Raw genomic sequence first — 13,925 nt, forward strand, 5'->3', positions numbered from 1 at the left:
AAATAGTTGACGCGACACTAGGTCGTAATCCAGATGTTGGAACCTGGTGAGATACTCCTGATGTATCGCCTCTGGGTCAAGGTCCTTGAAGAGATCTGGGTGGAACCACTTTGCCATATAGGCGATGCTCAGGAAGTATCTTCCTCCAAAGAATACGTCTTTGGATAGAATATAGACATTGTCGTTTTTGATAGCAGAGACATTAACCAATTCGGGGCGGTCCAAGATCCCTTTTCTTATCTCTTCAAACTTGGTTATATTACCCTTTTCCAGAGAATAGCCGCCAATTTCAGTGATCTTCCATACGATGAACTGAGGATCTCTTTCTACCAGTGCTTCTGGATCGACTGTTGCATCCCCCTCCATATCTTCGAAGATGTTTTTTCCTCCAGCCATGACTATTAAATTATGTGGAGTTGAACTAAAACCGCCAGTTCGATAGAATGTACTCGCAGCGCCATTGCTTTCATATATTCTTGGTTTCTCTTCTTCAGGTATATCTTTAACAATATTCTGTATTTTATCCATATTTTCGTTGTACCAATTAGTGAATTCCTTAGCCTCTTCGACATTCCCTACTATGTATCCGAGCTTCGTGATATCTTCTACGCAAGTTTCGGGTTTGTAGCAGTCTAGACCTATCACATTAATTTCGGGATTAGCCGTCTTGATTGTCTCGTTGATGGTCTCATAGTCAGCCCGTCCCCCATAATAGATGACCAGATCCGGATTTAGACTAAAAACTTTTTCAAAATCTGGTGATGACGCCGATCCAACACATTGAATCTCCTGAAATTCTGGGAAGTAAGACTTCTCCCTTATGGCTGCGTCACTAACTCCAACAATCCTGTCTGAGGCTTTAATCGTCTTTAATGCTTCAGCAGCGTTTCTGTTTAGTGGGATGATCTTCTCTACAGGCATCTTAATAGTCACAATCTTGCTTGCAGAATCCAGAAGGACCAGCTTCGTTTCCTCTCCGCTTATGATCTTTTCTACCTGTTCTACGTCCAAGGGATCTATTATTCCGTCGTAATTGGCATCGCTTAGATTAGTGGCCGCATTTGCTCCCTTGATAATTCCCTCCACATATGCGATGTCCTTCTCGTCTATTGTCCCGTCCATATTTGCATTGCCGAAAATTTCCAGGGTGTAGTCAGATGCGCCCGCAGATCCAATTATCAGCGACACGCATAGCATCACTAGTGTGCAGTCTATCCTTCTCACTTTAGCCACCTCTTAACCAGCTGTAAGCCAAGCCGATCGCCATCCTGGCGTCAATACCTTACCATAGTTGAAACCGCTATGGCAGTTTGCTTTATCAAATTTAATTGTTATAACGCAATCTAATTTGTTTTAAACCGATGTCGTACATAAATCTGTTGGTTGTATCAAAAAAATATGGTCAATTGTCTCGATAAGGCATCAAGCAGACTGCCGTGCTAGGGTTTTCTCTCTGAATAGATCCTCAACCTCTCTATTGATCTCGTTTAGCTCCTCATCGGATAACGGCTCAGGAACAGCTTTTTTCCGGTTTTCGACTATGGCTTTTCCGATCTTCTTGAATGTTTCTGCAATATTCGAATCCGGTGCATACTCTATTACGGTTTTGTGGTGGATTTCAGACCTCGGAATGAGATCGTTCATGGGCATCCTTCCCACGACCTGGCTTCCCAGCCTTCCAGCAAATCCGTCGATTATAGACGGCTCGTCCACGACGCTCCTTCCGTTGTAAATTATGCCGCCCAAGAGGACCTCGCCCCTCACCGCAAAGCGCCTAATTCCCCTGCAAATGTTGTTTGCGGCGTAGATAGACATGGAGTCGCAGGTCGTGACAATGTAGACATCGTCAACCAGGCCGTTTCTCAAAGGCATTGCAAAACCGCCGCAAACCACGTCTCCCAAAACGTCGTATATCAGCACATCCAGGTCAAGGTCGTCAAAGGCGCCAAGACGGGCCAGCATCTCGGCTGCAGTGATAACCCCACGGCCGGCACAGCCAATGCCAGGTTCGGGCCCACCGGACTCGGCGCAATATACGCCGTTAAATCCGACGAAAACAATCTCTTCCAGCTTCATCCTACCAGGGCCCTTTTCACGAAATGCATCCAAAATAGTCGGAATTCTTTTTCCAATTATGTTGCGGGTCGAATCAGCCTTTGGATCGCATCCCACAACCATTACGCGTTGGCTGTTTTCCGCCAAAGCTACCGCTATGTTTGAAACCATTGTGGACTTTCCAATCCCACCTTTGCCGTATACGCAGAACTTTCTCATTGTGACATCATCTCTTGATAACTAAAATTATTTCTGGATTTGCCGTCGAACCCCATCACGGAATTGATTATGCTCTCAGTCAGATAAGCCGCTCCTCTAAATCCGGCATAAGGAGCGTAGTCGCACATGCAAACCTGATCGAATACCGGATAGACGAACCTCATGAGAGGAATCTGAAGCTCTCTGGCCAGTCCGCGCTCAAAGCTGCTCCCAAAGAGCATCATGGTATTGGAGTTTCTTACATTTTCTTCAAATGATGAGCGATCTTCCTCAAAACAAGATTTAACCTCTATCTCAAATCCCAGCTCCCTTTCCAGGAAGTCGGCCATTGGATTGCAGCGAAAATCGCCAGTAACCGATACACTAGTGCCGTACATTTCATGCAGATAGAGGTATGTCCTTTCAAATGGCTCCAAATCAAGATATTTTTCCCCGCCGTATTCCACGCCCAGATTCCCGCATAACGCCTCCGTAAACTTCATAGATCCCTCAAGGCCGTAGGGATAATCGACCTCGATATAGGGTACGCCGAATTCGTTTTTCATATATTTTGCCAATTTTGCTCCCTGACCCATCACGACGTTCAGCTCCGCAGCAGGAGCAGCACAAAATTCTTCGAGGCTGCACATCGATATCGTGCTGTTCACGCCGATACCCAGAGCTTCTATGATCCTCTTTATCTCCTTCAAATCCGCATGGACCTTGAAATCATCGGGGCAAAGGCCAATCAGGTTGACTGAACGCTTTTTTACATTGCACTCCTTCATCAACGATCCGAGCTTCAAGAGGGCATCCTCGTACCCGTTTCTCATGGACCCTTTGTAGCCTGCTGCCTCCAGCCACAACACATCCTTCTTCAGCGAGAGAGAATCGATCACCGACTGAACGTCGTCCCCGATTATGGAAGGAACGTCCCCTGATATGACCACCAGCAGCGGCGCGTCGTAAGTCTTGTCTGCAAGCCTCAGGGCCCTTTTGAGGGCCTCTTCTCCTCCAAAAACTATCTCCCTCTCATGCACGACAGTGCAGGCATGTCTGATATCAGGCTGCGAAGAAATGTTATTGAACATGCCCACCCCCCAGTTGCATCCCACAGGGACGTGGTTAAGTACCACAGCATCGGTTATTCCTGAGCAGGCCCGAAAGGCTCCAAAGAATCTCCCGCCATCCATTCTAGCAGCCTCCAGAGGAGGTTGCCCTCCATATGCCGTGCCACATGCCTATGGAGGACGAGATTCTCGGATCATCGAGCATTGGATAATAAGGAGAATTGTATTTGAGTCTGGAGACAATCAGGCGGCGATCATTTATTTGCGGTTTATTTATTTTCTGGACCAAATGTCTCCCTAGCTCAACGATAACGCTGAAGCTGGTTCTATAGAGCAAATTGCACAGCAAAGACATGTCCAATACGGGTATTTCACTGACTTTTTCATGAATGGGGGATGTTATGAACTCGCCCAATACGTAGTCCACTTCCTTAGACACCTTATGTAACTCCTCTGCAGAAGGATCGATCAATACCTGAAAACCGGGGGTCATTTCATCAAATATGCCGTACATGTTCTTCATCATCATATCTCGAGTCTCTTGAGATACCTTCAGGCGGTTGAGCACAAGAGAATCGATGCAAATATATTTAATAGGAAGCATGAGATCGTTAAGGTATACCTTCATGCGGTGGGGATTGAATATCAAATTCTGGGATAATATGGCGAAGCTGTGTCCGGAAAGAGTTCGTCGAATTTTGGCCAGATCTTTTGCAGCTCTCTTCTTTTCTACATCGATTACAGCTTCGGCCTCGCCATCCAGGCCGAGCCTTGACCCCACATCCTGCAAGAATCTCGCCGTGCCTTCGATTCCGGAGTTATGGGGCCACTTCTTTATCTGGTCTGTCCCGAATTCATCCCTCATATAGGCTGCCCACTTGTCGGTTCGGGACCTTGCTATGTTCAGCTGGGCGGCAGGAGCCTGCCTTATTCTCTCAACTGTTGTGGTGGGAAGAACCGCATTTATGCTGACTCCCATCTGGCCCAATATGCGTCCGACCTCCTGTAGTTCGAGGTTGAAGCCATAGGTGTATCTTCCATTCGATTCAAGGTTAACCGAATTCTCGATTACATCCTGCTCTTCCATCAGCTGCTCAGCGAGAGATGCCAGCATATCCACCTGGCCGCAGCCTCTGAAATCAAATTGTTGGGAAGTGTTTTTCCATGAAGTAGCCACATACTGCATTATGGAGTCGATGGAATCGTGGTCTCGATGGGCAAAACCCTCTGAGGGCACGAAAACCAGGTTGCAGGGGATATCGTCTTTGACATCCCTGATAATACTATGCACATCTTCTCCCATCAATCCCGATATACAGGTGGGGAGAACTACAATCAACTTAGGACGATATCGATTGTAGACATCGTATATGCCATGTCTAAGCTTCTCTTCTCCCCCATAGATGATGTCCTCCTCCACCAGGTTGGTGCAGGCCATAGTATAAACAGGGGAATAGAGCTTGCGCGGGCTCAGACGCTGGTGAAAGGCACATCCGCTAACTCCGTGTATCAGGGGAAGCGCCCCCTCTATCTCTGAGACAACATAGACGGAGCCGGATAATTTGCAGTCGATTCCGTGGTAGTGAGCTAATCTCGATGTGCATCCATGTATATCCAGGAAGGTCCTATCTGATAAAAGATTGTACCGTATGTCATCATAATCGCCGTTTCGCCTAGGTGCATCATTTTGCCGAGATCCGTCATCTTCAGCTTCGTTAGATATGCTTAAATCAGCCTGTTTCATCAAATCACCATGAAAGACGCCGCTTGATCGTTTGCTTCTAAAAAGGTGTGGAAAGGGGCATTTCACTGCCCTTTTCTACAGCCTGGATTCATCTGGATATGCAAATGTGCCCTGCTTGTACACATCGAAGTCCAGTCCCGGGCAGTATTTATCAATGAACTCCTGATGCATTGCCAAAGTGTCTAATTCCTCAAACAGCTCCGGGTGCAACCACTTGGCTATGTACGCCACAGCAATCGGATGATCGAAGCCGTAGGAAAGCCCTTCGTCGATGATGTAAACCCTGCCTTCCTTGACGGCAGTAACATCGGCAAGCTCGGGCCGGTTCAAAATTTCGTCTCTGGCGTCCCTCATGACCGAGAAGTTATCCGCAGGATACCCGACACCGTCTCTTAAATACTTAATTATGATCTCAGGATTCCTCTCAATCACCGATTCGGCGTCAGCCTCTAGATAGCTGGGCGAATCCTGAAATATATTCCTTCCTCCTGCTATCTCAAGGAATGTTTGAACTCCGGATCCATTGCCGCTGGTTTTATACTTCCCAGATGATGATTCCACATACACCTTGGGCTTTTCTTCATCGGATAGAGCTTCCGTTTGATCCTCAATGGTTTTAATATATTTGTTCTCAAAGTTGTCTAGATATTCTTCTGCAACATCCCTGCTGTTTAGTATATAGCCGAGCTTTGTCGTTTCCTCAGCAAAGGAAAAGGGCGTCTTGGATGTGAAATCAAGTCCCACGATCGAGATGTCGGGAAGCTCATCGTAAAGCTCCTTGGTCCATGAGGTTGCGCCCAATAGCAGGTCCGGCTGGAATTTTAATATCGCCTCTGCATTTGGGGGATAGCCGCCTATAGAAGGTAGTTCGGCTGCTTGGGGGAAGTACAATCCCTTCTCTTTGGCGTTGTTCTCAATTGCAACTACCCTGTCCAACTCGCCTAACATCCTTAATGCTTCAAAATTATATATGGATATAGAAACAATTCGTTCTACCGGCTTCTTTATGGTCACTACTCGTTTGTAGCTATCTATTATTGTCAGGTTCTCTTCGTCCCCTGCAATGATCCTTCTTATCTGATCCAAATCACTTTCATCTATTTTGCCATCGCAGTTTGCATCAGCCAGCTCTGTTGCCTCCTTGTTGCCGCTGATTATCTCTTCCACATAGGTTATGTCCATCTCGTCTACTGTATCATCCATATTAGCATTGCCGAAGATTTCCAGCGTAAAATCGGATGCAAATCCAGGCATGATTGCCAACAGCACTATCGGTGTTAGCAAAAAAAGAAATAGCAATGGCAATTTGCTCATCTAGCTCTCTCCTGGTGCTGGATAGACGAAAACGCCGTGCTCGTTTAAGTCATAATCCAACCCTTGAAATCGGGTTAAATATTCCTGGTGGATTGATTTTGGATTCAGATCCTCGAAAAGCTCCGGGTAGAACCATTTTGCCAGATACGCAACACCTATAAAATGCTGCGCCCCCCCGTACAGGTCGTTGCTGATCACATAAACCCGACCGTCCCTGACTGCAGTGACGTTGGCCAGCTCCGGCCGGCCCATGATCTGTTCCCTTAAACGGGTGAGTTCGGCCATATCATCGGATTCGTATCCGCTCTTTCCACGGGCTACAATGATTATGACATCTGGGTCGCGTTTCATCACGTCTTCCGGGTCCACTAAAGGGTAGTCCTTAAGATCACTGAAAATATTGTATCCGCCTGCAAGCACGATCTTTTCATGATACCCTGCCCCTTCGCCACATGTCATGTAAGGATCAGTCTCAGGACTGGCCTCAAAATACACCTTTGGTTTGCCATCATCCGATAGCGTTTCCACCCTTTCTTTGACAGTGTCCATTACACCGCTATAGAAATCGATGAACTCTTCAGAATCGTTTCGTCTTCCGAGAATATAGCCCATCTTTCGAATTTCGTCAATGTGATTGGATGGTCTATAGCCATCAATCCGCAGAACGGTTATGTTCGGATCTATTTCAGCGAGCTTATTTTGAATCTCATCGTAGCTGGATGAGCTGCCCACGCTCGCATAAATCCAGACGGTATCAGGATGCAGCTCCAATATCGCCTCGTAATCGGGGGATGAGACTGACCCGAGGCCTTGAGATGCGTTGAACTCCGGATAGAACACGTTATCCTCTTTCATATAAGTGCCAACGCCCACTATTTTATCCTCATCCACTTTGATTGAGCGCATAGGCTCCAGGATTGGACCCAGGAGGACAACCAACTCTCCGAGCGGCTTTTTTACTGTGACGATATTCTCCGCAGAATCTATCAGCGTAAGGGCCTTTTCCTCGCCGCTTATGATCTTCTCGATCTGATCGAGATCAAGATTATCGACTTTGCCGTCGTAGTTGGCATCGCTGAAGTTTGTGGGAGCATTTGTTCCTTTGATGATGCCATTCACGTAAGCTATATCCTCCTCATCAATGGTGTCATCCAAATTTGCATTCCCGAAGATGCTAAGCGTACTGGATGCAAATCCAGGCATGATCGATACCATCATTACCGATGCCATGAACATCGGCAAAAAAGATGCAATTTTCATTTATCATTCCTCCAATGGTGGGTAGACGAATACGCCGTGCTTATCCAGGTCATAATCCAGATGCTGGAATCTGGTCAGGTATTCCTGATGAATCGCTTTTGGATCGAGGTCTGGGTAGTCTTTAGGATAGAATATCTTGGCAAGATAAGCTATGCCTATGAAATGCTGAGAGCCCATTATTAAATTGTTATAGAAGGCATAGACCTTGTTATTCTCCACCGCGGTTATGTCGTTCCAACCAGGGCGATTTAAGACTTCATCTCTAATATTCTTTACTTTGGCCACGTCATCGCTTTCATAGCCACCAACGCCAGGCAGCGTGTATCCCCATATCTTAATAACGGTGCCCGGATCCCTAACAATGACATCTTCATCAGAGACCTTTGGGTGCTGAACGAGGGCATCAGAAAATATATTTCTGGCATTTGCCATCAATAAGTTCGGCTCAAAGCCAGCCCCTTGAGCACATGTCTCGTGATCGTCAGAACCTTCCATGTAGACTCGTACCTTATCATCTTCAGAAAGAGAGCTGCCATGAGATTTTATCGGATCCAGTACCTGATTATAGAAGTCAACGAACTCCTTTGCCTCTTTCTCCCTGTCCAGGATCATGCCTAATGATTCCATCTCGGTTATAAAATAGGGTTCTTTGTAACCATCCATGCGAATCACTGTAATATTGGGATCTGCCGATTCCAGCGTGGATTGTAGGCTGTTGCAGCTTTCATTAGCACCAGTGGCATAAAAGATTGCTGCATCAGGATTGAGCTCTAAAATGGCCTCCAGGTCGGGGGATGAAATAGTCCCTATAGATGGAAGATTGCTGATTTCCTGGAAGTAAACCGGATTTTCTTTAATATAATCATCTATGGCGACCAGCTTATCCTGAGCATTCAAGGACCTGAAGTTCTCGGCCATGCTGTGGTGGACGATGACTATTCTTTCAAGGGGTTTCCAGACCGTTATCGTCCGTCCAAGGGTGTCGTTAATCGTCCTGGGGTACTTATCGTGGATTGTCCTAATTGCCTCAAACTGATCTGCAGTTATAACTCCGTTCCTTAAAGACGCCTCTGCTCCTTTGAGCTCCTCATCAGACACCTTTTTGTCTCCATTAATATCTCCAGGAACCAGGAAATCCTTTGTAAGAGCCGGCGTCGTTAAAATGTACATGCAGATTCCCACCATCAACAATTTTAATATATTTCTGCTTATACTCATCCTATTCCTCCTGTCTCTCAATTTCAGATTTTCTGTGCTTTTTCAAAGAGCTCACTCTAGCACCCAAGTTCGTCTTCACATCCGACATAACTCCTCGATCGCGGGTGTCTAATGGCAAGAGATCCTCCATCCTAGTGTTGTGCCCTCACCACATGTCAATCGATGTCTTAATCCGTTATGTTTTACTTAAATCAATTCTACTTTACTTAAGGTTTGCGGTGATACGGCTTTTATAATATCCTGAAATTCAAATTCGGTAGGAATCACAGTCTTAAAAAATCATGAAATCAAGGCAGTATCTAAATAATAATTTTATACAAAATGTTGGGAGCTATTCGTCCCCAATATTTAACTCTCCTCCAATGGTGGATAAATGAATACGCGATCTGCCATGCCGCACATCACCTCTGAATCGATGCCTCGTCATGGAAGGAATCGCTGGGGTATTACATTTTATCAATTTTAGTTGTTATAACACAATATAACTTGTCTTAATGCATAGCAATACATAAACCTGTTGGCTAAATAAGTATGTTAATTGAATTTTTCGATGGAAATATTTATCAATATCTGCCCGATTGCTTCCATAAATGATCCACCTACTGCTTAAGACCCTAGACTTCGTCTTTCCCGTCTTGGGAATGATCTTCTTAGGTCTGTTCCTGGCGGGCTTCATGATGGAAATGGGAATCGTGACTCACATATCCCGCTTTGCAAGACCCTTAGTAGAGGTGGCCCATTTGCCCGAGGCCAATGCATCTGCCTTTATCGTATCACTGGGCTCCACTGTTGCTGCAAATGGAGTTGTTGCCGGGTTTAGGAAAGAGGGAGCCTTAACGGACAGCGAGGTTATACTATGTGCAGTTATGAACGGCATACCTTTTTACCTGAGAGAGATATTCACTTACCAGATACCTATAGTCATTCCGGCCTTAGGCCTGCTGGTAGGCGGGCTCTATGGTATGGTTTTTTTGGTTACAGTTTTGGTCAAGCTCTTCCTGGTAATCCTTCTGGGACGCATTTTTTTGGAAGAGAGATCCTATGGGAGCTTCGAGATCCCCGCCATCAAGTCCGGCAACCTGGGATCTGCATCCATCAAGGCTTTGCGGGGACAAACGCGCATTTTTTCAAAGATAGCTCTGGCTTATTTCTGCATGACGCTTCTGGTTTTCTATTTAACTGACGAGGGATTCTTCCAGGCCTTTGACGTTATTCCTCTGGCAGCCCTCTTCGGACTTCCTGCAGAGATCATTGTGCCACTAACCAGCTATGTGGCCAGCCCTGTGCTGGGAATATCCCTGCTCGGCCCCATGATACATAGCGGCAGCATATCCGCAGTCCAGGCCATGATCGTCCTCATGCTGGGATCGATGTTCATGCTCCCCATCTTTGCACTGCGAACCACGGTCCCAAACTACACAGCGATTTTCGGGATGCGTTTGGGCCTTTATGTAGTGGTATTCTCCACAGGAATAAGCATCCTTGTGCGGCTTTTTTTCCTGTTGGTTTTGCTGATGATGGACTGACATTTACCAAAAGATTTATTAATCAAATTTACTAGTCTTAACTCAAATTTTGTTGATTTGAGGTGATGGTCATGAGACTCAGAAGACATCTATTGAGGGAAGCTCTAAGCATATCGATCACCTTGATTTTGCTTATGGCTGCAGCAACTGTTTTATGCGCAAGCTGTGCTGCACAGGCTGCGTCGGAGAACATAACTATTGTCGATTCGGCAGGGAGAGAGGTGGTGATTCCGCATCCTGTTAACAAAGTTGTCTTGCTCACAGCCGACAATTGCGAACTGGCGGTTGTACTGGGTGCTCTCGATAAGGTGGTGGGAGTGGAAAAAAGCGCACCCGGTTACGCAGAAATAGGAGAGATGTTCGGGAAAGCAGCAAATGCCGGGGGCAGCCAGGAGCCAGACTTTGAGAAGATTGCAGATTTGAATCCCGATGTGGTCTTGGGGTATAAATCCTCACTTGAGAATGGAGTGGCAGATGAGCTGAAAGGCATGGGAATCCCCTTTGTCGTCTGCGAGTGCAACAGAATTCAAACTTTTGAGAAAGATGTTGAGCTTATGGGCAGGATTCTCGGCAAGGAAGATAATGCAAAAGAGTTTCTTGCATTTCACAATTCCACAATGGATTTGATTGCAGAAAGGACCAGCAGCATAAGTTCCGATCAAATGACTTCTCTGTATCTTACCGGTGGCGGGACAACATTTGGCAAAGATGGCGGCATGGAACCATATTTGAGCGTTATTGGAGCAAAAAGCATTGGCTCAGAGCTTCCTGGAGAATCATCAGTTACAGTGGATCCTGAATGGGTTTTGGATCAAGATCCTCAGGTGATCGTTCATTGGATTACGAGCTCAAAAATAAAACCAACTCCTGAACCCCTCATTGAAGTGAAGGAGTCTTACTCAAACGACCCCGTTTTGAACATGACAGCAGCCGTAAAGGATGGAAGAGTGCACGTCATGGGATGGCGTTTGTTCAAGGGACTGCGGTTCTCCATAGGCCTTCTCTACTGGGCCAAATGGTGCCACCCGGAGTTGTTCCAGGATATTGATCCTGAAGAGTATAACCGCGAATATGTAAAGAAATTCTTGGGCATTGACCTTGAAAATGTATGGGCTCTGTGAGCTATTAAAAAATCATGCTAAAGATCTTCTTAATCAAAGTGCAAGAGTGATTATATGGGAAAGAGATTTCAGCTTCTAAAAATGGCCAGCATATGCGTCATCCTATTTTTGGCGATAGCATCATCGACTGCGATTGCCTCAGAATTACAGGTTCCTGGAGATCGCAATGGAGATCATACGGTCTCCGAGGATGAGCTGGCCGCTGCGAAGGAGGACCAGAAAAGCGGCAAGATCAGCTCTGATGAGTTTATGCAAATTGAGCTGATACATGATAAATACCCTATCGAGGTGACCGATTCAACGGGGAGCGAGATCACAGTCTATAAACCATTAGAGAGGATAGTGGTCTTCAACAACCAGGTCTCAGAGGTTATGCAGATCCTAAATGCCACCGACAGGATAATTGGTATAGCGGTCTCGTTGAAAAAAGACCCGCTCATCGCTCCGGAGGTTAAAAGCTTGCCAGACGTGGGCGAGGTTACAGAGCCCGATCTGGAGGAAGTGATCAAGCTTGATCCTGATGCGGTCTTCGACTATTCAAACACCATCTTCACCAAGGATGAGACATTCAAGAAGCTCAAGGCAAGCAATCCCGACCTGGTCATCTTCCGGGTGGACCTCTTCCGCCCCGAATCGTATGTGGAAGAGGTGGAGAAGCTGGCCAGGATTCTGGAGAAGGATGAAGAGTCAAGGGGCTATATCGGCTTCTACCAGGGAGTCCTGAACCAGATCCATCAAGAGACGGACAGCGTCCCTGATGAGAAGAGGCCGCGCGTTTACTTTGAGCACTCAGGTGAATTCGGCACTGCAGCCAATGGATCTGGCTATCATTCAGATATTGTGATGGCCGGTGGCAATAACGTATTCGCTAGCCTTTCGGCAGAGTATCCCACAATCGATCAGGAGACTATATTGCAGGCAAACCCTGAGATCATCGTAAAGCTCTACGGTCATGGAAGCTCCACTTCATCCGGCGGCTACATCAATGACGACACCTCGGAGATGGAAAAGGTCAGGGAGACGGTAATAGAACGACCGGGCGGCAAAGACATAGATGCGGTCAAGAATGGCAGGGTTTACGTCCTCTACGGCCCGCTCATCGATGGAGCCAGGCACATCATCGGCGTATCTTATTTGGCAAAGATCTTCTACCCGGATCTGCTGGCCGATTTTGATCCCGAAGAGGTTCACCAGAAGTATCTCGATTTTGTAGGCTACGAATACGACCTGAGCGAGCATAAGGCTTTCGTCCTTCCTGAGCTGTGATCGATCTTTGTTCCACTTTTTGCAGACGACTAACCGAAAGATTATTAAATCAATTTGACTTGCTTTAATTCAAAATAATGTGATGTGGGAAAGAGCACATCTCATGGATGTACCGGCTTCAAAATTTCAAACGATAACCGAGATAAAAATGGCGATGTCAATATGAAGAAGATCAAGATCGCATATATCAGCACAACAGGGCTTGACGTATTCCCATTAATAACAGCGCTCGAGGAGTTGGAGACAGAAAAAGGTGATGTGGCAGAGGTCATTCTCCGATCCAAAGATGATCTGGCCGATCCAAAGACCATGGACGATTTCATGAGCTTCGCAGTCGGGTCGGATCTGGCAATACTGAGCCTTCACGGCGGCAAGGCGATCCTTGGCAGTTTCGATGAGATAGCCGGTAGACTAAGAGATGCAAATGTTCCGATGTACGCCCAGGATACGTCCAAGCTGGACCCTGAGCTCATGAGCATCTCAACGGTAGGTAGAGATGTGCATACCTCGATATTCCGCTATCTTGCCTATGGGGGAAAAGATAACTCCAAGAACCTGCTCCTTTACTGCCTGAATCAATTCCTCGGCACAAGCTACGAGGTCGGCGAGCCGAAGAGGCCTCCCTGGGAGGGGATATACCACCCGGACTTTGGCTACATTGCCACGCTTGATGAATACTTCCGGAAGAACTACAAAGAAGGCAGGCCCACAATTGGTCTGTGGTTTTACAACGGCTTCTGGCAGGCCGACAACCTGAGGTTTGTCGATAGCCTGATCAGGGAGATCGAGAGAAGAGATGCCAACGTCATCCCGGTCTTTCTCTACAGCCTGAAGGATGTGGAGCTCGGGACCAAGGGCGCCGAATGGGTGATTGATAACTATTTCATGAAAGACGGGCAGCCGGTGATAGACGCCCTGATCTCCACCCTCATGTTCTCCCTTACCATGAAGCCCAGGGATGAGGAGAAGCTTTTTGACAAACCATTCTTCGAAAAGCTGGGCGTTCCAGTGATTAAGGCCATACTGACCTACAACACCGAGGAGGAGTGGAGGGAGTCATTTCAGGGTTTGAATCCGATGGATGTGAGCATGAGCATTGCCATGCCCGAATTCGACGGAATGCTGATAGCGGTGCCCGTAGCCGCCAAAAAGA

At 46.7% G+C, this 13,925-nt stretch carries 11 protein-coding genes; 4 read left to right on the top strand and 7 right to left on the bottom strand.

Translation table 11 applies throughout. From position 1 onward, the window contains the following. The 7 genes from BP822_RS05320 to BP822_RS05350 all read right to left on the bottom strand — a co-directional run. Positions 1-1,224 (bottom strand): ABC transporter substrate-binding protein (locus tag BP822_RS05320; RefSeq protein ID WP_286877883.1); only part of this gene is annotated, 1,224 nt, incomplete at its 3' end. Positions 1,225-1,422: 198 nt separating this feature from the next. After that, on the bottom strand, positions 1,423-2,274 hold the full coding sequence (gene nifH, locus BP822_RS05325; RefSeq protein ID WP_286877884.1) for a nitrogenase iron protein: 852 nt from the start codon (positions 2,272-2,274) through the stop codon (positions 1,423-1,425). Beyond that, positions 2,271-3,446, bottom strand: coding sequence for a nitrogenase component 1 (locus BP822_RS05330; RefSeq protein WP_286877885.1), 1,176 nt, complete (start codon positions 3,444-3,446; stop codon positions 2,271-2,273). Before BP822_RS05330 ends, nifH begins: the two co-directional genes overlap by 4 nt. Before the next feature lies 1 nt (position 3,447). After that, entirely contained in the window at positions 3,448-5,067 is a 1,620-nt protein-coding gene (locus tag BP822_RS05335) for a nitrogenase component 1 (protein ID WP_286877886.1), read from the bottom strand. A 75-nt stretch (positions 5,068-5,142) separates the two neighbouring features. Next, positions 5,143-6,381 carry an ABC transporter substrate-binding protein gene (locus BP822_RS05340; protein WP_286877888.1) on the bottom strand — a complete coding sequence of 413 codons (1,239 nt, stop codon included), beginning with the start codon at positions 6,379-6,381 and terminating at the stop codon, positions 5,143-5,145. Then, positions 6,382-7,641 (bottom strand): ABC transporter substrate-binding protein, encoded by a 1,260-nt coding sequence (locus tag BP822_RS05345; RefSeq protein WP_286877889.1) that lies wholly within the window; start codon positions 7,639-7,641, stop codon positions 6,382-6,384. A 3-nt stretch (positions 7,642-7,644) separates the two neighbouring features. Next, the gene (locus BP822_RS05350) at positions 7,645-8,859 is read right to left on the bottom strand and encodes an ABC transporter substrate-binding protein (RefSeq protein ID WP_286877890.1); all 1,215 of its coding nucleotides are present in this window, start codon (positions 8,857-8,859) and stop codon (positions 7,645-7,647) included. A gap of 590 nt (positions 8,860-9,449) precedes the next feature. Between BP822_RS05350 and BP822_RS05355 the strand changes: the two genes are divergently transcribed. The 4 genes from BP822_RS05355 to BP822_RS05370 all read left to right on the top strand — a co-directional run. After that, positions 9,450-10,385 carry a nucleoside recognition protein gene (locus BP822_RS05355; RefSeq protein ID WP_286877892.1) on the top strand — a complete coding sequence of 312 codons (936 nt, stop codon included), beginning with the start codon at positions 9,450-9,452 and terminating at the stop codon, positions 10,383-10,385. A 71-nt stretch (positions 10,386-10,456) separates the two neighbouring features. After that, positions 10,457-11,506, top strand: coding sequence for an ABC transporter substrate-binding protein (locus tag BP822_RS05360; RefSeq protein ID WP_286877893.1), 1,050 nt, complete (start codon positions 10,457-10,459; stop codon positions 11,504-11,506). Between the two features lie 81 nt (positions 11,507-11,587). Continuing rightward, complete coding sequence (locus BP822_RS05365) at positions 11,588-12,772, top strand: ABC transporter substrate-binding protein (RefSeq protein ID WP_286877894.1); 1,185 nt, start codon at positions 11,588-11,590, stop codon at positions 12,770-12,772. Between the two features lie 162 nt (positions 12,773-12,934). Then, positions 12,935-13,925 (top strand): cobaltochelatase subunit CobN (locus BP822_RS05370; protein WP_286877895.1); only part of this gene is annotated, 991 nt, incomplete at its 3' end.

The organism is Methanosaeta sp. UBA458, from assembly GCF_002496085.1.
GTDB lineage: Archaea > Halobacteriota > Methanosarcinia > Methanotrichales > Methanotrichaceae > Methanothrix > Methanothrix soehngenii.

What these genes read in the sequence shown, in the direction of transcription:
- nifH (WP_286877884.1), bottom strand. Translation starts at nt 2,274, where the DNA reads ATGAGAAAGTTCTGCGTATACGGCAAAGGTGGGATTGGAAAGTCCACA.
- BP822_RS05330 (WP_286877885.1), bottom strand. Translation starts at nt 3,446, where the DNA reads ATGGATGGCGGGAGATTCTTTGGAGCCTTTCGGGCCTGCTCAGGAATA.
- BP822_RS05335 (WP_286877886.1), bottom strand. Translation starts at nt 5,067, where the DNA reads ATGAAACAGGCTGATTTAAGCATATCTAACGAAGCTGAAGATGACGGA.
- BP822_RS05340 (WP_286877888.1), bottom strand. Translation starts at nt 6,381, where the DNA reads ATGAGCAAATTGCCATTGCTATTTCTTTTTTTGCTAACACCGATAGTG.
- BP822_RS05345 (WP_286877889.1), bottom strand. Translation starts at nt 7,641, where the DNA reads ATGAAAATTGCATCTTTTTTGCCGATGTTCATGGCATCGGTAATGATG.
- BP822_RS05350 (WP_286877890.1), bottom strand. Translation starts at nt 8,859, where the DNA reads ATGAGTATAAGCAGAAATATATTAAAATTGTTGATGGTGGGAATCTGC.
- BP822_RS05355 (WP_286877892.1), top strand. Translation starts at nt 9,450, where the DNA reads ATGATCCACCTACTGCTTAAGACCCTAGACTTCGTCTTTCCCGTCTTG.
- BP822_RS05360 (WP_286877893.1), top strand. Translation starts at nt 10,457, where the DNA reads ATGAGACTCAGAAGACATCTATTGAGGGAAGCTCTAAGCATATCGATC.
- BP822_RS05365 (WP_286877894.1), top strand. Translation starts at nt 11,588, where the DNA reads ATGGCCAGCATATGCGTCATCCTATTTTTGGCGATAGCATCATCGACT.